The sequence below is a fragment of the Pedobacter sp. CG_S7 genome (assembly GCF_040544395.1).
In the GTDB taxonomy this organism is placed as follows: Bacteria; Bacteroidota; Bacteroidia; order Sphingobacteriales; family Sphingobacteriaceae; genus Pedobacter.
On record NZ_JBEONS010000034.1, the window covers coordinates 1 to 22,288 of the forward strand.

Annotated in this window: 12 protein-coding genes and 1 pseudogene; 11 read left to right on the forward strand and 2 right to left on the reverse strand. The window is 38.3% G+C overall.

From position 1 onward, the window contains the following. Nucleotides 1-207: 207 nt before the first annotated feature. Nucleotides 208-555: a DUF6876 family protein gene (locus AAKU52_RS14390; RefSeq protein WP_354334726.1), complete on the reverse strand. Its 348-nt coding sequence runs from the start codon at nt 553-555 to the stop codon at nt 208-210. A 313-nt stretch (nt 556-868) separates the two neighbouring features. On the opposite strand from AAKU52_RS14390, the gene AAKU52_RS14395 reads away from it, so the two are divergent. The 4 genes from AAKU52_RS14395 to AAKU52_RS14410 are packed head-to-tail and all read left to right on the forward strand — an operon-like array spanning nt 869 to nt 6,791. Next, the gene (locus AAKU52_RS14395) at nt 869-2,728 is read left to right on the forward strand and encodes an alpha-L-rhamnosidase-related protein (RefSeq protein ID WP_354334728.1); all 1,860 of its coding nucleotides are present in this window, start codon (nt 869-871) and stop codon (nt 2,726-2,728) included. A 2-nt stretch (nt 2,729-2,730) separates the two neighbouring features. Next, nucleotides 2,731-4,554 (forward strand): glycoside hydrolase family 71/99 protein, encoded by a 1,824-nt coding sequence (locus AAKU52_RS14400; RefSeq protein ID WP_354334730.1) that lies wholly within the window; start codon nt 2,731-2,733, stop codon nt 4,552-4,554. Nucleotides 4,555-4,579: 25 nt separating this feature from the next. After that, nucleotides 4,580-5,530 carry a BNR repeat-containing protein gene (locus AAKU52_RS14405; RefSeq protein ID WP_354334732.1) on the forward strand — a complete coding sequence of 317 codons (951 nt, stop codon included), beginning with the start codon at nt 4,580-4,582 and terminating at the stop codon, nt 5,528-5,530. A gap of 1 nt (nt 5,531) precedes the next feature. Next, nucleotides 5,532-6,791 carry a DUF2264 domain-containing protein gene (locus tag AAKU52_RS14410; protein WP_354334734.1) on the forward strand — a complete coding sequence of 420 codons (1,260 nt, stop codon included), beginning with the start codon at nt 5,532-5,534 and terminating at the stop codon, nt 6,789-6,791. 28 nt (nt 6,792-6,819) lie between these two features. Here AAKU52_RS14410 and AAKU52_RS17545 read toward each other — a convergent pair. Beyond that, nucleotides 6,820-6,924: pseudogene (locus AAKU52_RS17545) on the reverse strand (IS982 family transposase); the annotation flags it as partial. A gap of 137 nt (nt 6,925-7,061) precedes the next feature. Here AAKU52_RS17545 and tnpA point away from each other — a divergent pair. The 7 genes from tnpA to AAKU52_RS14445 all read left to right on the forward strand — a co-directional run bounded on the left by tnpA (nt 7,062) and on the right by AAKU52_RS14445 (nt 22,180). Then, nucleotides 7,062-7,487, forward strand: coding sequence for an IS200/IS605 family transposase (gene tnpA, locus AAKU52_RS14415; protein ID WP_354334736.1), 426 nt, complete (start codon nt 7,062-7,064; stop codon nt 7,485-7,487). A gap of 330 nt (nt 7,488-7,817) precedes the next feature. Beyond that, nucleotides 7,818-8,126 carry an L-rhamnose mutarotase gene (gene rhaM / locus AAKU52_RS14420; protein ID WP_354334738.1) on the forward strand — a complete coding sequence of 103 codons (309 nt, stop codon included), beginning with the start codon at nt 7,818-7,820 and terminating at the stop codon, nt 8,124-8,126. A gap of 746 nt (nt 8,127-8,872) precedes the next feature. Then, nucleotides 8,873-12,046 (forward strand): SusC/RagA family TonB-linked outer membrane protein, encoded by a 3,174-nt coding sequence (locus AAKU52_RS14425; RefSeq protein WP_354334740.1) that lies wholly within the window; start codon nt 8,873-8,875, stop codon nt 12,044-12,046. A gap of 20 nt (nt 12,047-12,066) precedes the next feature. Beyond that, nucleotides 12,067-13,965, forward strand: a complete 1,899-nt coding sequence (locus AAKU52_RS14430) for a RagB/SusD family nutrient uptake outer membrane protein (RefSeq protein ID WP_354334742.1) — start codon at nt 12,067-12,069, stop codon at nt 13,963-13,965. Between the two features lie 109 nt (nt 13,966-14,074). Then, a complete protein-coding gene (locus tag AAKU52_RS14435; RefSeq protein ID WP_502931033.1) occupies nt 14,075-17,071 on the forward strand; it encodes a SusC/RagA family TonB-linked outer membrane protein in 2,997 nt (998 codons plus the stop codon). A 67-nt stretch (nt 17,072-17,138) separates the two neighbouring features. Beyond that, on the forward strand, nt 17,139-18,905 hold the full coding sequence (locus tag AAKU52_RS14440) for a RagB/SusD family nutrient uptake outer membrane protein (protein ID WP_354334747.1): 1,767 nt from the start codon (nt 17,139-17,141) through the stop codon (nt 18,903-18,905). Nucleotides 18,906-18,943: 38 nt separating this feature from the next. Continuing rightward, the gene (locus AAKU52_RS14445) at nt 18,944-22,180 is read left to right on the forward strand and encodes a glycosyl hydrolase (protein ID WP_354334749.1); all 3,237 of its coding nucleotides are present in this window, start codon (nt 18,944-18,946) and stop codon (nt 22,178-22,180) included. Nucleotides 22,181-22,288: the final 108 nt, after the last annotated feature.

A 22,288-nucleotide genomic window follows, 5' to 3' on the forward strand; every position in this document is an offset into this window, starting at 1 on the left:
CGTTCTATTACCGACACCTGCAAGAAAAATGAGCAGGCCATCTTAAATGCTTTCTTGACTATTGCTTCATCATAGAGGTACCTGAGTAGTTACTACAATTCAGGTAATGTTTAATTTATCTTTCGAATGGTATCATAATTGCACCATTTTCGAACCATACTCTTACTTCATCTGCCTTAAAATCACTTTGAGGAATTGGTATTGTCTTTATAACATTCTTTCTACATCTTCAACTTTCACATTGAACTTTCCCTCTGTCTTTCTTAAAATCCAAATCTGAAATTTTTCTTTGATATTCTTTCCAAGAATTGCTACCAAATCTAAAAACCAGATGCATTCATATTTTTCCCCGAGGTATTTTGTCCCATCTGTCAGTAAAGCAACACATAGGCAGTAAAGCAACACATAGGTATTTGTAATATTTCCCTGTTCTACTGTTGCAAAGTTGTCTAGTGATATTGTAAAACCATCAGGACTAAGGTAGTTATATGTTTCAATTGTTGATTTTATAATAAAACAAGGTTCAGCATCTTTAATTCTGTCATTTTTCAACACATTAAGACTATACTGTTTAAAAGACTTCGGTATTGAACCCGAGCTTTAGTACAATTTTGAGTAAATTAACTTATATTTTTTTTTTGAAAAACACAGGATGGAACGGGTTGCAGAATTAATTTTGACTACCTAGCTTCGTTAATTAAATCCGCCAAAAGCGCTAACCAAATTTATTATCTAACGAAATTTTTATTCTGCTGAAGGCGATTTAAAATTCTTATCAAAAATGAACCTGATGAAAAAAAACTTACTTTTTAGCTTCTATTCTATAACCCTTATACTACTTTTTGCATGCTTTACTATAACAAAGTTAATGGCGCAAGAAAAAACCATTACGGGAAAAGTTACCGATAAAACAGATAGCAATGGAAATTATCAAATAAATACAGCAGCAAAAGATGTATTGGAGTTTACTTTTTTGGGATACGAAAAGTCGCAAGCGAAAGTGACTGCAGAAAGTTTAGCGCAATCAGCTTTGCCACCAGTTTTTAGCCCAGCAAAAAATTATCTAACAGAAAAAGATAACAGGGCAAAAGTGTTTCTTACACCACAGCGTATTGTTTGGCAGTCTGATGAAACTGGGAAATATGTAAAAAACGCTCAAAGACTTTTAAAATCAGGTAACGGACAGGCAGAACTGGTTAACAAAGATTTAGTGGTTTTAAAAAGTGACAAAGACCACAAAGCCAGTATTTTATTAGATTTCGGAAAAGAACTGCATGGCGGTTTACAGCTGGTTACAGGCATGATGAAGGAGAAAAATCCGGTTAAAGTACGGGTACGTTTTGGGGAATCTGTAAGCGAGGCAATGTCTGATATTGATACGATTAAAGGAGCTACCAATGACCACGCTATACGTGATTTTACCTTAGAATTACCTTGGCTTGGCGAATTGGAAATTGGAAATACAGGTTTCCGATTTGTAAGGATTGATTTGCTAGATGATAACGCAGAGTTATTATTAAAAGAAGCAAGAGCGATTTTTATTTATCGAGATGTTCCTTATTTGGGCTCGTTTAACAGTAGCGATGAAAGATTAAATAAAATTTGGATGACTGGCGCCTACACCGTTCACCTGAATATGCAACAATATCTTTGGGATGGACCAAAAAGAGATCGATTGGTTTGGGTAGGAGATATGCACCCCGAAGTAATGACCATCAATAATGTTTTTGGTTATAATGAAGTAGTTCCAAAAAGTTTAAACCTCATTAAAGATGTAACTCCTCTGCCAGCTTGGATGAACGGCATTAGCTCGTATTCCATGTGGTGGATTCGTATCCAAAGGGAGTTGTACCAATATCAGGGAAACCTTGATTACCTAAAACAACAAAAGGACTATTTAGTGCCTTTATTGGATTTATTGGTTAACAAAGTTAAAGACGGAAGTGAGAATTTAGACGGAATGCGTTTTATGGATTGGCCAACTTTTGCAAATAAACCAGCTGTACATGCAGGTTTACAAGCTATGATGGTGATGACCTTGATTGATGGTGCACAGTTATGCCGTGTTTTGGGAGAAAGAAAAACTGCCGAAAAATGCGAAGCAACCGTTGCCGAAATGAAAAAACATGTTCCAGTTGTGGTTGGTAACAAACAGGCCGCATCATTAATGGCTTTAGCTGGATTAATGGACGCTAAAAAAGCGGATAAAGAAATTATTTCGGTTGGCGAAACCAAAGATTTTTCTACGTTTTATGGTTACTATATGTTAGAGGCGAAAGCTAAAGCTGGAAATTATCAAGGTGCAATTAACAATATCAGAGATTATTGGGGTGGTATGCTTGACATGGGGGCAACAACCTTTTGGGAAGATTTTGATCTGAGCTGGATGAAAAATGCAGGCAGAATTGATGAGTTGCTTCCAGAAGGAAAAATTGATATCCACGCCAGTTACGGAGCATATAGTTATAAAAAACTTCGTCATAGTTTATCTCATGGCTGGGCATCTGGACCAACTTCATGGCTTACTGCACATGTTTTGGGTGTACAGGTAATGGAACCCGGCTGTAAAGTTTTAAAGATAGAGCCTCATTTGGGCGATCTTAAGTTTGTGGAAGGAACTTTTCCAACTCCTTATGGCGTAGTGAAAATTAAACATACCAAACTAGCAAACGGAAAAATAGAATCAAAAATTGAAGCTCCAAAAGGGGTTAAGATTATTAAAGGATAATTATGAGAAGAAGTTTTTTAAAGAAATCATTAGCTTTATTAACTTGTGCATTGTGTTTACATTTCTACTTATCGGCACAGGAAACATCTAAGAATGTAATAGCATCATCAAAAGCAGATACTTGGGTTGCTAAAGATGACTTAGGCAGAATGCTATCCATAAACCAAACTCCAAAAAAAGACAAATACGTAGGTATGTTCTATTTTATTTGGCAGGGTTCACATGGGTATGATCAACACGGTAAAGGGATGCGATCAGATGAAGGCGTCATCCAAAAATCTGGAGATGAGAAATCCAGCCCATACGACATTAGTAAAATGTTAAAAGAAAATCCAGATGATCCGCAATATGGACCTATCAATGCTTTTCACCATTGGGCTGAACCTTATTTTGGTTATTACCTGCCAGATGATGAATGGATTATAAGAAAACATGCTCAAATGCTATCTGATGCAGGTGTTGATGTCCTAATTTTGGATGTGACTAATGCTGCAATTTATCTTCCACAGGTTACAAAAATCGCAAATGTTTATAGACAGATGCGTTCTGAAGGTTTATCAACGCCTTACTTTTCTTTTATAATCAACAGCAAACCAGAGCAAACTGTAAATAGGCTTTATGATAATATTTATGAAAAAGGCTTATTCAAAGATTTATGGTTTTATTGGAAAGGAAAACCACTTTTATTGGCTCCGCCGGAAAATCAAAGTCAAGAAATTAAAGATTTTTTTAATATCCGCCAATCTTGGGCTTGGAGCAGAGGGCAGGAATGGTTTGGAGACGGAAAGGATAAATGGACGTGGGTAGATCATACGCCGCAATCTTACGGCTGGCATGAAAGCAAAGATAAACCAGAGCAAATTAGTGTGAGCGTTGCCGAACATCCTATGTCTAACATTGGGAGAAGTTTTCACGGTGGAAAAGAACCCGAAGTGAAGCAACCCGAAAAAGGTTTTTACTTCGCAGAGCAATGGAAAAGAGCCTTAGAAGTTGACCCTGAGTTTGTGTTTATAACAGGATGGAACGAATGGGTTGCCATGCGTTTTGATAACGGAAATGCAAAAAACTTTTTAGGTAAGCCTATTAAAAAAGGCGATACTTATTTTGTTGATTTATATAACGAAGAATATAGCCGGGACGTCGAACCAATGAAAGGTGGTTTTCGCGATAATTATTATTACCAGATGGTAAATAATATCCGTAAATTTAAAGGCACTCGCGAAATTCCGGTATTTAATGAAAATCATACTATCAGTAGCGACGGTAATTTTAGCGATTGGGATAAAGTGACCGCTGTTTTTTATGATGATAAGAACGATACTTTTCATCGAAATCATCCCGGTTACGGAAGAATCAAAGAGTATATCAACAACTCTGGCAGAAACGACATTGTAAAAGCCAAAGTTGCAACAGATGATAATTACATTTCATTCTATGTAGAAACGGCAAAGCCAATTACTGGTTACGGTACAGCTAACTGGATGAATCTTTTTATCAGTATCAAAAATCAAGAACTTCCTAATTGGGAAGGATATCAGTTTTTGGTAAATGGAAATCCTAATGATCAAGAATCTACTAATATTGCAAAAAGTTTAGGCGGTTGGCAATGGGAAAATGTAGCAAATGTTTCGTACAAAATTACTAGGAATAAAATAGAAGTTAAGATTTCCAAAAAAGCATTAAATATTAATTCAGAAGATTTTACATTGGATTTTAAATGGGCAGATAATGTGCCAGCCAATGAAGGTGCTATTAACTTTTTAGATAAAGGAGATGCTGCGCCAAATGCGAGGTTTAATTACAGATATATCCACGAAAAAAAATAAATTAAAATACCTATTATTTTTAAAAATGTATTTCAATATTTCTAAAAATTTATTTGTTTGTGCGTTAATGTTAATGGTTTCAATTACCGCAAACGCTCAGTTAAAAGGAATTAATAACGCTGAAATTATCCCGGCAGGAGAGGCTTGGGCAAAAAACTCGGTAAACACAGTTATTTTCAGAAGAAATTCTTTAGTTACTTATAAAGACACTCAGTACATTGCTTATTACGATGAGGATAAAAACGTTGTGCTTGGTAAAAGAAACATTAATTCTAAAGATTGGGAGTTAATAGTTACACCTTATAAAGGTGATGCAACCGATGCGCACAAATCAATTAGTATAATGATTGATGGCGATGGATATTTACACATGTCGTGGGATCTTCATGGGGGGCCATTTAACTATTGCAAAAGTATAAGTCCCGGCTCATTAGAACTTACTCCAAAATTTAACATGACCGGTTTTAAAGAAAAGCATGTGACCTACCCTGAGTTTTATCGGTTGGCAAACGGAAATCTTTTGTTTTTATATCGAGACGGAGGTTCTGGAAACGGCAGTTTAATGTTGAACATTTACGATATTAAGACCAAAAAATGGAAAATGATTCAGGACGGGTGGATAAATGGCGACGTATCCACTAATCACGATATGTGTTATGCTAAATCTGATGATGGAGGCGTAACTTGGAAAAAAAGCACTGATGAAAAATATAATTTACCAATTACTGCTGCTACAGCTGAGTATGCTTTAAAAATCCCCCAAAAATCTGAATTGATAAATTCCACCGCAATTGCAGTTGATGAAAACAACAGCCCGTATATTGTAAACTATTGGAAAACTACTTACGATACTGAATTATGGAAAGACAAAAAGATTTTAAACCTATTTGTGCAAAATGTTGAGCAAGGAGATGGCGAAACCACAAAAGAATTAACTGGCCAAAAAGCCGCTGTATTAAAATGGAAAATTAAATAATATGTTTAGACGTAAATTCTTATCATTTATTCCTTCTACGCTTGTAACAAGTTTCTTTTTGCCAAAAGATTTATTGGCAAGCGAAGAAAAAACTGAAAATAAATCCAAAAAAAGATTTGATTCCAGAGCTTATTGGGTAGACACTATGGTGAAAATTGCACATCCAGTTTTAAGCAATCTAAGCGAGGGGACACTGCGACTGAATATGCCAGTCGAGGTTAATCCTACCAATAAACTGGATAGGTCCAAGCCAACACATTTGGAAGCTTTTGGTAGATTATTGGCCGGTATAGCACCTTGGTTAGAGCTTGGGTCAGACAATTCTGAGGAGGGGAAGTTAAGGGCAGAGTATATAAATCTTTCAAGAAAAAGTATTGATAAGGCAACGGATCCGAAATCGCCCGACTTTATGCATTTTACAGGAGGTAAGTACGATCAGGCATTGGTAGATGCTGCGTTTTTTGCTCATGGCTTGTTACGAGCCCGAAAACAATTATGGGAACCATTAGATCCCGAAGTCAAGAAAAACGTAATTTCTGCTTTTAAATCTACCAGAGTAATTACACCAGGCTATAATAACTGGTTACTTTTTATGGCCATGATTGAGGCCTTTTTAGTGGAAGTTGGGGAAGATGGCGATACGGTAAGGATGGATTTAGCAGTTAAAAAACATATAGAATGGTATAAAGGAGATGGTGTTTATGGTGATGGAGAAAATTTTCATTGGGATTATTACAATAGTTTTGTAATACATCCTATGATGTTACAAGTTGTAGAAATACTTGTAAAATACACCGAACAAAACACCAAACTTTACGATACAGTTTTAAACAGAGCTGTAAGATATGCAGCAATAGAAGAAAGGTTGATTTCGCCAGAAGGAACTTATCCACCAATAGGCAGATCTTTAGCGTATCGTTTTGGTGCAATGCAATGTTTGTCTATGATTGCCTTGATGAAAAAACTTCCTGCAATTATAAAACCTGCACAGGTACGTAGCGCACTTTCCGCCGTAATTAGTAATATGATTGAAGCAAAAGGCACCTTTGATAAGAACGGATGGTTGCAAATAGGTTTTGTGGGTCATCAGCCACATATGGGAGAGATTTATATTTCTACCGGAAGTTTATATTTATGTGCCGTAGGATTGTTGCCGCTAGGGTTACCAGAAACTGATTCATTTTGGACAGATCCATCAGCAGATTGGACTTCAAAAAAAGCGTGGTCTGGTATTAACCTTCCTGTAGACCATTCAATTTGATAAAGCATTTTTAATAACCTGAACTCGATTATAAAAACAGGCTAACTTGCGAAGTTTTTTCGACTTCAAATTTGATTGCATTCATTTTGGGAAAGAAGCTGTAGGCAATCAATCCGGAGATCATGTTTTTAATCAAAAGAATTCCTCGAGGCTTGCCTCGGGGTCTGAGAGGAAAGTTTGAAAACCTAAGGTTTTCAAGATATTTATGATAAGTCTATATTTGTTTGTGGATTCACATGTTTATAAGCGCCATAATAAGAGTTTATTATTGTGCCATCTGGTTTTTCCGCTGAAATAAAGGAAAAATGTCTTGATGAAGATTCTGGTAATTCACTAAAGGCTATATGTGTTAGGATTTCTGAGCGGTATGAGATACAATTTGTTGAAATTGGTTATGAATCTGACCATGTTCATTTTCTTGTTGAAGGAATTCCCTCTATGAGTGTTAAAAAGATTGTGAGTATAATAAAAAGTATCACAGCCCGTGAGCTTTTTCTCCGTCATCCTGAAATAAAGAAGCTTTTATGGGGCGGTAGTTTTTGGACAAGTGGGTATTATGCAAATAACACAATTCGGATTTACGCTGGGGCAGGAGCACCCGTAACACTGATAACCAGGCCTGCAGACAAACTTATATTGATTTGTAACAGATTAATAATAATCCACAGCGAATCAAAGAAATTAAAGCGTCTATAGACTTGATGATAAAATCAGGAAAAATTGACGATTGGACTTGGATTGATGCCCTACAAATGGGGATGCCTCTATTTGCACAGTTAGGGTTTTGTTTAAGGACTATACCAATTTTGAATACATGTACAAAATGTATATGCATTCAAAAAATGTAGAAGGTGGTAGCCTTTACAATGGAAAAGATGTTCCTCACCGCGAAGAGTACCTGAAAACTTAACTTACCTAAGCAAAACTGATTTTGAAGATTATGGGTTAGGTTATTTCCTGCTTGCGGGAACTGAAGTTTATCAATTTAAAAATAATAGTAATCCACTGGTTCATAAATTAATAGAAATGAAAGTAGCGTTTAAAATGAAATTAAAGCCTGGCTTTAGTGAAGAATATAAGAAAAGACATGATCAAATCTGGCCGGAACTTTCTGAGCTCCTTACAGAAAATGGCGTAACTGATTACACGATTTTTCTGGATGAAGAAACAAATGATATTTTTGCCGTGCAAAAGCTGATGGGGCAAGGGTCTCAGGATTTAGGCCAGACGGAAATTGTGCAAAAATGGTGGGCTTATATGGCCGATATTATGGAAACAAATCCTGATAATTCTCCACTTAGCAACCCTCTTAAAACGGTATTTCACCTAGATTAATGATTGACTAAGTAACGATGACGAAAACCTCATTGGTCATAGTCTTTTTTATTTCAGCCTATCTTGCCGTCGGACAAATGACATGTGAGATGATACCATGATACCGATCAACGTGGTTTCTCCATCAGTAATATGTTTTAAGTTTAGCTCAGGTAGATGGTATGGATTAATGGAAAGAACGCGGGAATTATCTGGAGCATCCCATTTAAGAAAAGAATTGACCTATATCTCATGCAGGATAAAAACCTTATTAAGTTCGCTCTGGTTCGTTTAGTATATAATTTTAAATTTTAGCTCAAACTAGACTGTCTGTAAAAGGATGACTTGCAGCATGGTACAGGTTGCAGATTGCAAAAACAATTAATACTATTGATATAGTAGCCAATAGTTTCAATATTTTGATTTAAACTAACCAAATATAATCTTATGAGGGTCTTTAATATGACATGGCATTATGCCAAGCAAAAGAACAAGCCTAATAACACCACTGCTTTTATAGCTGAACAGCTTGATTCACTTAATTATTTCAAACAGCCTGCATGGCCGAAAAATATCATGAACTTTTGGAATGAACCACTCTTTAGGTTTTATGTTGATATGGATAAATGATTACTTCACTTTCCGAAACCATTAATATAAAATGTTGCACCATCCGGAAGATTTAATTTTTCATTTAAACAATCGCCAACCACAAAGAATCATGTTAAACCTTTAAATAATTAACCTAAAATATCAAAATGCTTATTATGAGAAAAATAAGATTACTCTCAAAGCTACATTGGACAATATTATTAATGCTTGCAGTTTGTTGTTCATTTAATGCTTTCTCCCAGGAAAAGATTAACATATCTGGGAAGGTACTGGATTCGCTGGATCTTGGCCCATTGCCTGGGGTCAGTATAATGATCCAGGGCACAAAAGTGGGAACGCAGACGAACGAAAGAGGAGAATATTTAATTCAAGCTCCCTCAAATTCTATTTTGGTTTTTGCCTATGTTGGATATCTTCAGAAAAAAATTGCCGTAAATAGAAAGTCAACTATTAATGTATACCTTATATCTTCTGATCAGAAATTGAACGAAGTGGTAGTGGTGGGCTATGGCCAGCAAAAGAAGGTCTCAATAACTGGTGCAGTGTCTTCAGTTCAAACCAAGGAGCTCAGGCAAAGTTCTTCTGCAAGTCTTGCCAATGCTCTGGCCGGAAAATTGTCAGGTTTAACTTCAATCCAGTCAGGCGGTGGCCAGCCTGGCCGTGATGATGCAACAATGTACCTTCGCGGAGCAGCTACAACTAATGGTAAAAGCCCGCTGATTCTTATTGATGGTGTTCCACGTGATAACATTCGCACTATTGATGCTAACGAGGTTGCCTCTGTATCCATATTAAAGGATGCTTCTGCAACAGCTGTATTTGGTGTACGCGGTGCCAACGGTGTTATTCTGATTACCACAAGACGAGGTACTGAAGGTAAAACGGAATTGTCGGTAAATATAGATCAGAGTTACTCGTCTTTTACACGTGAACCGGAGCGCCTCAGCTCAGTAGATTACATGAACTTGAGGAATGAAGCTTCAAAAAATGACAACATATCACTACTTCCTTTTAGCCAAAAGACAATAAATAAATATATCAATCCACTGGCCGGTCTTGATCCTAATGATTCGAACTATGAACAAAAGGCAATGATAAGAGCGTATATGTATCCTGATCATGATTATTACAGGGAATTTATTTCCAAATATGCTCCTCAAACTCGTATAAATACCAGTGCCAGCGGAGGCACAGATAAGATAACTTATTTTGTAAATGCTACGTTTTTTCATCAGGGGGGTAACCTGAAGACCGAACCTAAATCTGTATTGGGTTATGATCCCTCTTCAAAAATGGACAGGTATAATTTTAGAGCCAATCTGGATTATAAAGTGACCAGTTCGCTTAAAGCATTTTTAAATATTGGCAGTTATATTGAACAGGTAAACATGCCCTCTGCATGGTTATATGGTGGTGGAGACACTAACTGGATGATGAGAGATCTGTTATATCAGGCACAGTCCATCCTTCCAATTACCCCCGGCCCAACTACTATCGGTGGTTTTGGAGTTGCACCAGGCCAGATTGTTGATCCGGGATACCTTGACCGTTCAGCGTTTGAAATTATGAATAGATTTGGTTATCGGAATGAGGTTAGATCTAACCTCAATTCCTCTTTTGGCATGGACTGGGATTTGAGTAAGGCTGTTACACAGGGGCTTAGTGTAAAGGGCATGATATCTTATGACTCTAAGTCGACTTCTGCAACCCAGGGCCAAAAATCTGAGCGCCTGTACCTGGCAGAGATTAACCCTGAAACTGATCAGCTGAGTTATGCAACTAAACGTTCTGACGAACGCCTGCTTTCATTGAACAAGGCGGTAGATTCCCGCTATAATATTAATATGCAGGCATCAGTGAATTACAACCGCAGATTTGGTGATAAACATGATGTTGGGGGTATGATTCTGGGGCAGCGTGATTATTGGGAAACTCCTGCAGGTGAAATACCTTTCAATGTTTTAGGAGTGGCCGCCAGGGCTACCTATGGCTATGATAATCGATATCTGGCTGAGCTGAATATGGGATATAATGGTTCAGAGCAATTTGCACCAGGTAAGCGATACGGTTTTTTTCCAGCAGCTTCTGTGGGCTGGGTAGTTAGTAATGAAAACTTTCTGAAAGACAATAAAGTGCTTACCAACCTTAAATTTCGTGCATCCTATGGTAAAGTAGGAAATGACAATATAGGGAACCAGCGGTTCCTTTATCAGAGCAATATTACCTTGGGTGGCGGCCCACTTGGGAGTTTAGGTTTAGGACAGGGTGTTAACCAGGGGCTTTTAGGTAACCCAAACATCTCATGGGAGGTCGCTAAGAAGCAAAACTATGGTATAGATATGCAACTGTTAAAAAGTTTAGATATCACTGTTGATTACTTTATAGAGAATCGGAGTAATATCCTAATCTCCCGAAATACAGTTCCTGAATTCCAAGGGGTTCCATTAGGTCTTATTCCAAAGGTGAACATGGGACTTGTTGATAACAAGGGTTATGAAATTGAACTTACTTATAATAAATCCTTAGCAACTGATTTTTCGTTGATGCTTAAAGGAAATTATGGATATAACCACAATACTGTGAAGTTCTTGGATGAGCAGATTCGTGATGAAACTTATGCTTCGAGATATCAGTCCACCGGCTATTCCCTTGGTCAGACTTTTGGTTATAAAGTTCATTATAGCAACGGGAATGGCTATTTTAATTCTAAACAGGAACTGGATGATTATCTTTCTCACACTACTTATGGCTTTGGTACCCCGCGTATAGGAGATCTGAAATACAGGGATATGAACGGGGATGGTGTGATCAACGATAAAGATCAGGTAGCAATTGGATATGCTAATATACCAAGGGAAACCTATGGTTTAACATTGGGTTTAAATTATAAATCATTTGAATTAACAACATTTTTTCAGGGTGTAGGTAAATATTCCAGTAATTATTCCGAACAGGGAGTATATGAAATCTTTAAACTGGGAACGTATTTTGATTATCAAAAAACTGCCTGGACTCCAGAGCGCTATGCAAATGGAGAAAAGATCACTTATCCGGCGCTTGGTACACTTGCAAATACTAATCATAACGCCAATGAGTTTTTTATTATGGATCGCTCTTTTATACGTTTAAAAAATATAGAGTTGGCTTATTCACTTCCTCAGAATATATTAAAAAAACTTGGAGTTCAGAGATTACGGGTTTATGTAAGCGGGCAAAATTTATATACCTGGGATAATTTGAAAATGGGACATTTGGATCCGGAAAATAATGATGCTATTGGGTATCCTGTGACCAAAACGGCAAATTTCGGCCTCAATGTTACTTTTTAATCCTTAAAATACATGAAATTATGAAAATTAAATATATACTTTTATTATTAACGATATTCATACTACACCTTGGTTCATGCAAAAAGGCGTTGGATAGGGCACCTGATGGCAAGCTATCACTAGACGAGGTTTTTGCAGATAATGATAAGGTTGGAGCATTTTTGAATAGCTGTTATGCAAATATGCCCACAAAAGGGACAAGATATTATTTTTGGTCAAGGGGACCGGTTGTATGGAGTGATGAGGCCTGGGATACTGATGCCGAGACCGAATCAGGGCTTATGGCAGGTAGGATGTATAGTGGGAATGCCTCTGCGGGTAACCACCCTATTACAAATGTAAGTGCTGATAGCGGAAACGGTGATTATTGGGCCAGGTATTGGAGTGCCATTCGTAACTGTACCGTATTTATCAGCCGCATTGATCAGGCGACAGTTACCCTTCCAGCAAACAGAAATCGCTGGAAAGCCGAAGCCCATTTGCTAAGAGCGTATTATTATTCAGAATTGCTGAAATGGTTTGGTCCCTCATTGCCTATTGAACGTGAACCTTATGATCTTGCAGGAGATTTTTCCCAGGTAAAGAGGGAAAGTTATTATAATGTGGTTAAATTCATCATGGAGGATTGCGATGTTGCACTGGCTACAAGCGAATTGCCCTGGAGAATAACTACAGGAGGGGAAGCGGGGCGTTTGAACAGGGCAATGGCTGAAGCCATTAAATCGAAAATGATCCTTTTTGCTGCCAGCCCACTCTATAATGAGGGTAAAAACTATTGGCAGGAGGCTTATGAAGTAAATAAGATGGCTCTGGCCAATCTTAGGTCGAATGGATACGCACTTTATAAAAGTGTTAATTTTCCGCAAACTTACCTTTCTGATGTTGCCTTTCTGGGGCCGGATAAGAACATAAATACCGCATTGTATAATGAATATTTTACCCAAACCATGACCTATTCAGATAATCCTGTAGATAAGGAGACCATATATCAAAGCCGTGAAGGACAAGGGAATATTTGGGATATTGATGGTATTGGTGCCCAGGATGGATATAAATCCGGTACATGCCCTACACAGGAACTGGTAGATGCATATGAAACGATTGATGGGAAACCAGTGCTCAATCTGTCCAATCCTTACTATGACGATCAGCATCTGCAACCTAATTACAATCCAGATAATAAACAATATAATCCTAATGATCCTTACGCAAACAGGGATCCGCGCTTCTACGCTTCTATATATTATAATGGCTCTAAAAGAAAAGCTTACTGGGGGTTTTCTGAAGCCCCGGAGTCTTATGAAAACTATCCTGCCGGGACGGGCAACCGGGCCAGGATAATTGCAACTTACGTGGGCGAACCTCAAACAGGTATCCATGCATCAGTTAGAAAGGCTACACGTACCGGTTATTTTGAACGTAAGTATCTGCATCCCAATTCTGGCAATGACAACGTTGTCGGGGGAGCTAACTATAAATTTTTCCGTCTCGGAGAGGTTATTCTAAACTTTGCTGAAGCTGCAGTTGAAGCGGATAAGCTACCGGAGGCCATAGCTGCTGTAAATGAAATAAGATCCAGAGCAGGCATGCCTGCATTACCGGATAATTTAACTAAAGATCAATTGATATTACGCGTTCGAAATGAGCGCAGGGTAGAACTGGCTATGGAAGAAAACCGTTACTTCGACGTTCGCCGTTGGACTTTACCAACAAGTGACCTTGCTAAAACAGACAAATGGGTTACAGCAATGGAGATTACCAGGAAATCAGACGGGACTTTTACATACAAACGTCGTCCTGTTCGGGCTGGTGAACGTATGAATTATACCAATAAATTTCTTTGGGTGCCTATACCACTTAATGAAGCTAACCGTTTGAGATCAATCTCTGGTATGGATTGGCAAAGTAAGGGATGGTAATATTAGTTTTTAACATACTTCAATGATAAATCAGATGATACATCAAATAATGATTAAAACAACATTGCTGCTAACGCTTGTATCCCTGTCTTTATTTGGAACAACGGTGATGGCGCAAGAAGTATCTGCCTCTATTGAGGGAGTGGTAAAGGATGAATTTGGAAAACCAATTGCCGGGGTAGTAATAAATTCGCTAAGCCGAAAAACAGGGACTTCAACAAATATAAAGGGTGAGTATACAATAGCTAATATTGAAAATGAATCGCTAGTTTTTTCTTACAATGGTTATTTTACGCAAAAAGTAGCCATTGACGGAAAGGAAACGATCGATATTGAACTAAAGCCAGATGTGCATAAAAAGGATGAAATTGTACAATTGGGTTATACTTCACAGCCTAGGAGTGAAATTTCCGGATCAGTAGCAACGGTAAGTGGAGAAGAACTCGAAAAATCACCGGTTGCAAATCTTACACAAAGCTTTGCAGGCCGTTTTGCCGGATTAACTACGCTAGAATCTTATTCAGAGTTATCCAGAGCAAACACTGATATTTATGTAAGAGGTTTATCTGCAGCAAGAGGTAATGGCCCGCTTGTAATGATAGATGGAATTATTGTTTCTTATAACAGTAACCAGACCCTTGATTATATAAGCGCAAATGAGATTGAATCTGTTTCAATACTTAAAGATGCATCAACACAGGCGCTTTACGGTATTCAGGGTGCTAATGGTTTAATCGTAATTACTACCAAACGTGGCGTAAAAGGTAAAGTGAAAATAAAAACCAGCTTTGACCAGTCTATGCAGGAGGCAACTACAAAACCTACTTTCTATGGTGCCGCAGATTATGCAGAGATGAGAAATCAGGCAGCGGTTAATGATGGTACAAGCAAGGCATTTACCGATCGGCAAGTTCAGAACTACCGTTTAGGTGGAAACGAACTTTATCCCAGCAACAATTGGTATGACAGGTATTTTGAAGATCTTGCCAATATGCAGCGTATAGGTCTAAATGTATCAGGAGGTAGCGATAAGGTTCAGTTTTATTCTAATATAAATTTCATGCATCAGGGGGGGCAATTCAATACTGATCAAACCGAATATAATTCTAATGCAAATAATGTGTGGATAAATTATCGCAGTAATGTTGATATGAAGCTGAACAGATATCTTAAAGCTTTTATCCGATTAAGTGGTAATGTTAAAAGAGAACGGACACCAGGTTCGGGAAACTCAACTATTTATAGCAGTTTGTTTCAAATGCCTCCTACAATCTATGGTCCTTTAACTCCTGATGGTCAGGTGATTACTACTGAAGATATCGGTGCCCCTACCTATGGAATGCTTAACCGTTCAGGATATGTAAGACACACGGTTACCAATATTACCTCACAGTTTGGACTGGATTTGGACATGAGCTTTCTTACTAAGGGATTGAGTATTAGTGGTGTTGTAGCTTATCAAACAAATGCTGTAGGGAGTTTAAGAACTACCCAGAATTACGAACGCTGGATGAGAACAGGTAATGCTGATGAACTTTTATTCATTAAGAAAGGCGGTGAAAATAATACTCCTCTGGCTTATGGTAAATCGAGCTCTTACTATTATCACCTTACCTATAATGGTGCTTTGAACTATAAGCGTGATTTTGGTAAACATAGTATTGGTGGCATGGCTTATATGTTCTTTCAAAATCTGACTAAAGCAGATACAGGATCTCCTAACTTATTACCTTATAATCGTGTAAGCTCGGGAGCAGAGGCCACTTATGGTTACGACAAGAGGTACCTGGTAAAATTAGATGTCGGTTATTCCGGTTCTGAGCAATATGCCCGTGGCAATCGTTTTATTTTTACCCCGGCAGTTTCGGGAGCATGGGTTGCCTCAAATGAAGCTTTTATGAGCGACATTAATTGGCTGAGCAACCTTAAGTTAAGGGCTTCTTATGGCAAAACTGCAAATGACCAAAGCGGGTTGGGACGCTTTGCCTATGCAGATAATGTTAGTGTTGCTGGTGGTGGCCCAATTGGTTCTCTCCAATACATTATTAATGAAGGACAAGTTGGAAATCCTAACATACAAGCCGAAATCTCTACAAAGCAGAATTATGGTTTGGATTTAGGGTTGTTTAATGTATTTTCTGTATCGGTTGATGTATTCAAAGAACGTATGAATAACATGGCAGTTCAGGCATTGTCGGCAGTTCCACTTTATCAGGGTGTTCCCTTAAATTTTTACCCGTCAACGAATTCAGGTATTTTTGAAAATCAAGGATACGAGATCACGGTAAATTATACCAAGGCTATCAGTAGTAGTTTAAAATTTAATTTAGGAGGAATGTTTAGCTATAACAGAAATAAGGTTATAAAAGTAAACGAGCCTCTTCAGAATGCTGATTATACTTATAGAAGCCGACAAGAAGGCTATTCTTATGGACAGGCTTTTGGTTACCTGGTAGATTATAGTAATGGTAATGGTTTTTATAATACTCAGACAGAACTTGATAATCGTTTACCAACGAGTCTTGAAAACCCAGTGCGTTTAGGTTATCTTAAATTTCAAGATTTAAATAAAGATGGTAAAATTGATGTAGGGGACGTGGCTCCTATAGGTATAGGAGCATTGCCAAGATATACTTATGGAATTTCCGGCGGTGTAACCTATAGATCATTTGACCTTAATTTCCTGTTTCAGGGCATTGGTCAGTACTCTTCAATAATATCAGGTCCTGGTGTTTACGAAACGGATTATGATGGGGTATTTGGTGCTTTACATAAAAATGCATGGACTCCGGAGCGATACAATAATGGAGAGACAATTACTTCTCCAGCACTTTCATTATCAGGTAATAATATGAATCAGTTACCAAATGATTATTATAAATATGACAGATCATATGTACGCCTTAAAAATGTAGAATTGTCTTACACACTGCCTGCATCTTTGTCAAAAGCTATATCTTCTGATAAAATTAAATTTTTGCTTAGCGGACAAAATCTGGTCACATGGGACAACATGAAGTCTAAAGATTTTGGCCCTGAAGGTGGTGGCTATACATCTTTCCCTGTTTATAGGGTCTATAACATAGGTGTAAATGTTGTTTTTTAATTAACCCCGGTAATCTAACAAGAATATTATTTATAGAGTGAAATCACTTTTAAACAAAATTATTCCAATGAAAAAGTATAAAATATTTATAGTCATAGTTACTGCAGGTATTTTCTTCTCCTGTAACAAGCAGTTAGATCTGCCAACTGATGGTCGTATATCTGTGGAACAGATATTCAGTGATTATAACAGAACGAGAGGTTATCTTAATTCCTGCTATGGATTCTGTCCTGCCCCTTCTATGGCCAGGGCTTCCTATACTGATGAAGCTCAGGATGCAGACGATAATACCTCAGGTTCAAAATACAGTATTTGGTATAGCGGAGGTGTTACTTCTTCAACCTATCCAGCGATCTCGTCGGATGGCGGACCCTGGGGGCAACTTTATGAAGGGATCCGAAAGTGTAACGTGTTTATTGAAAATATTAAGACCGCTACAGTGATTGCCTCAGATGCTGAAAAAGGAGCATGGACTGCACAGGTACATACTTTACGTGCACTTTATTATCTTCAGTTGATTAAACGATACGGAGGAGTGCCCATTTTTAATAAGCCTTTGGGACTGGATCACGATTTCTCTGCTGATAAGCGTACTACATTTGGAGAGACGGTAAAATTTATTTTAGCAGATTGTGATACGGCCTTATCTTATCCGGCCAATCGTGATGGCTTTTCCTGGGATATTTATGACAATCAATTTGGTATCATGACGCGTGCTGTAGCTTATGCTATTAAGTCTCAGGCTGTAACCTATGCTGCCAGCCCATTATGGTCAGATGGTACCTATACCTGGGCTGACGCAAAAGCCATAAACATTGAGGCCCTGGCACAGTGTTTAGCAAATGATTACAAATTATTTAATGAGGCACCTGCGGCGGACATTGCTCAGAATGCTTATGCGCTTTATAACTTTACCTCTTCTAATGACCAGCGGTCAAGAGATAAGGAAACGATTTATCAGCGTGGTGCAAAGATGCAGGTATGGAAATTAGCAGGATTACCTACTAATCCAGGTATGGAAAAAGCTGGGCCATCCCCAACACAAGAACTCGTAGATAGTTACGAAATGGCCAATGGAGAAGCACCTATAACAGGATATACTGATGTTAACAGGCTTGTTCCTGTTGTAAACACAGCTTCGGGTTATGACTCTAACAATCCTTATGCAGGCCGTGATCCAAGGTTCTACGCTTCAATCTATTACAATGCTGCAGTGAGAAATTTAAATGACCCTAATGGTAAAAAGGTAGAAACTTTTGTTGGCGGACAGGAAGCTATATCAGAAACAAGCAAAACGCACACTAGAACAGGATATTACCTACGCAAATTTAATAACTATAAATCCGGACAAAATAATGATGCGGATGGCAGTATAAGATTGTTTCGCCTGGCAGAACTTTACTTGAATTTTGCTGAATCCGCTTATCAGTCGGTGGGTCCTGATGCGGCTGTAACTTCTGGCGGACTTACAATGAGTGCCCGTGAGGCTGTAAGCACGGTGCGTGCCAGAGCTGGTATGCCTGCATTTTCTGCTGGAATGTCTAAAGAAGCTTTTGAGAAGAAATACCGTAATGAGCGCCGAATTGAATTTGCATTTGAAGAACATCGCTTTTTTGACGTAAGAAGATGGAAAATTCTCGATCAGACAGATAAATTTGTTACAGGTATAAATATCACCAAGAGTGGTTCTGATCTTAGCTATAAGCGATTTAAGTTTAAAAATAGAAATTCTTCTTCTGATAAATATCTAATGTATCCTATAGATAAGGGAGAGGTAGATAAAATGACTAACATTACAGGTCAGAACTGGCAAAATCCAGGATGGCTTAATTAATAATTAGCAGACTTAATTATAACCATTATCTTAACAAGATGCGTATAAAACAATTTTTCCTTCTGGTAGTAATTTCAATTATATCTGCCTGTTCCACTACAAAGAAAGAGGTTTCTTTTACCAAAATAGAAAGTGGATTTAAAGTTCCGCCTGATTCTATACAAACTAGTATTTATTGGTATTGGATTTCAGATAATATCTCGAAAGAAGGGGTCATAAAGGATCTTCAGGCAATGAAGGCCGTTGGAATTAACCGGGCTTTTATTGGAAATATAGGTTTGACCGGAGAAGTTCCTTACGGAAAAGTGAAACTGTTTTCAGATGAGTGGTGGGATATAACCCATAGTGCATTGAAAACAGCCTCAGACCTTGGGATAGAAATAGGTGTGTTTAACAGCCCAGGATGGAGCCAGTCTGGTGGTCCATGGGTTAAGCCAGAACAGGCGATGCGCTATTTGTCCTCATTAGAAACAGTTTTTAAAGGACCTGGTAAAATTTCCCAGAAGCTTAATAAACCGGAGGGAAACTTTAAGGATGTTAAAGTATTGGCTTTTAGGGCACCTAAAGGTTATGGAAGCAGGTTTGCCGATTTAAAGCCTATAATTACCGCACAGCCTTCTATTAAAAATATTGCAAATATTCTGGATAAGGATAGGAAGACTGAAGCAGCATTCCCTGCTGGTCAGTCTTCAGTTATTACTTTGACCTCTAAAGTGGACTATACAGCCAGAAGTCTAACTATTTATCCTGCAAAAAAGAACATGAGGATGGATGTGAAATTAGAGGCGCTGGACAAAGGAAGCTTCCTTGAAGTAAAACAGTTCCAGGTAGACCGCAGCAATAATGCACTTAATGTTGGTTTTGAACAATTCGCTCCCGTTATCATTTCATTTGGTGCTGTTACCACAAATGCTTTCCGGTTAACGATTACCAATGCATCACCAAATGCCGGGGTCGCTGAAGTAGAAATTTCTTCGGTACCAAAGGTAGAGCGCTTTATAGAAAAAACTCTGGCCAAAATGCACCCAACCCCACTGCCTTACTGGAATGAGTACCAGTGGGCACCACAAAAAGAAGTGGTAGATAAAGCTTTGTTAATAGATGAAACTTCTATTAAGGATCTCAGCTCAAGCCTGTCTGCTGATGGAACTCTTACTTGGGAAGTGCCGGAAGGCGAATGGATAGTAATGAGGACTGGTATGGTGCCAACTGGTATAAAAAATGGCCCTGCATCGCCTGAAGGTACCGGTCTTGAGGTAGATAAAATGAATCACGACCATGTAGTAAAGCACTTCGATGCCTTTCTGGGCGAAATTCAGCGGCGCATACCTGCCGAGGATCGCAAAACATGGAAAGTTGCTGTACAGGATAGTTATGAAATGGGAGGACAGAACTGGACGGATGATTTCATAGCCAAGTTTAAAAAGCGTTATGGCTATGATCCTACGCCTTTAATACCGGCTATGTATGGTCATGTAGTTGGTAGTCAGGATAAATCGGATCGTTTTCTTTGGGACTTAAGACGTTTTATTGCGGATAATGTGGCTTATGAATATGTAGGTGGATTGCGGGATGTAAGTCATAAACATGGATTGACAATATGGCTCGAAAATTATGGGCACTGGGGTTTCCCTGGTGAGTTTTTGCAGTATGGCGGGCAATCTGATGAAGTAGGAGGTGAATTCTGGAGTGAGGGTGAACTTGGTAACATTGAAAATAGGGCAGCTTCTTCTGCTGCGCATATTTATGGTAAAACAAAGGTGTCGGCTGAGTCGTTCACAGCTGCCGGAAATACTTATGGCAGGTATCCAGCGATGATGAAACAACGGGGTGATCGCTTCTTTACTGAAGGAATCAATAATACTTTGCTGCATGTATATATCCAGCAGCCATATGAAGACCGCAGACCAGGTGTGAATGCTCCTTTTGGGAATGAGTTTAACCGCTTTAATACCTGGTTTTATGATATGGATATGTTTATTAAATATATCAAACGCTGCAATTTTATGCTGCAACAGGGAAAATATGTTGCAGACGTAGCCTATTTTATTGGTGAAGATGCCCCAAAGATGACCGGCGTACAAAATCCTAAACTTCCTGCAGGTTATTCTTTTGATTATATTAATGCAGAGGTGATCATCAACCGTCTTTCCATCAAGGACGGAAGATTTGTTCTCCCTGATGGAATGTCTTATCGCATATTGGTTTTACCTGCATTGGAAACTATGAGACCTGAATTGCTAGAAAAAATTGAGCGCTTGGTAAAAGAAGGTGGTGTAATTTTGGGCCCAAAACCTAATCGTTCGCCTAGTTTAGCTGATTTTGCTACAGCGGATAATAAGGTGAAAAAACTGGCAGCCGAGATTTGGGGAAAAATCGATTGTAAAAATGTTAAAACTAATGAATATGGCAAAGGGTTAGTAATGGATGGACTTGATTTGCAGCAAGCATTAGATAAGATTGGAGCAATTCCTGACTTTAAGCTTGCTAATAACGATCAAGCACTGTTCATTCATAGAAAAACTAATGAAGGTGAAATTTACTTCGTATCTAACCAGAGTGATAAAGCAATAAGCATTAATCCTGCTTTTCGCGTTAGTGGGAAAGCACCTGAACTCTGGAATGCAATTACTGGAGAAATACGAGACCTGCCTGAATTTAATACAGCAGAGAATACAACTTCTGTTCCCTTAGAACTGGATGCTTACGAAAGTGCGTTTGTCATTTTCAGAAAAGGCAAAACCGGTAAAGGTGGGATTGATAAAAAGGTTAATTTTCCGGAACCGGTTGAGGTGGTTAATTTAAATGATCCATGGACAGTTACTTTTGATATGGAAGGTAGGGTGCCTGAAGAACCTGTGGTATTTAAAACTTTAATAGACTGGTCTAAGCATCCTGATTCCAGAATAGCACACTATTCTGGAAGGGCTTTATACAACACTAATTTTGTAGTAAAGAAACCACAGGGAACCCAGCGCATTTACCTGAATCTGGGCTCTGTTACTGCCTTGGCAAAAGTTAAAGTTAATAGCAAAGATGTAGGAGGTGTATGGACCGCACCTTACAGAATAGACATTACGGATGCTGTATTGGAAGGAGAAAATAAGCTTGAGGTAAAGGTGGTTAATACCTGGGTAAACAGTATGATAGGCGATTTAAAACTTCCTGCCAAACAGCGTAAGACATGGTCTTACATCAATCCGTATAAAGCTGACAGCCCACTTCATCCTGCTGGTTTACACGGCCCGGTATCTATTGAAATCAATCCGTATTAATTCTAAAAATAAAAAGTGTGTTGCAGCTTTTAGAAAATGCAGGTTGCATCATATCTTTAAAAAAACACTTCTGATGATAACATTCTTTTATACTCCCAATAAAACCTT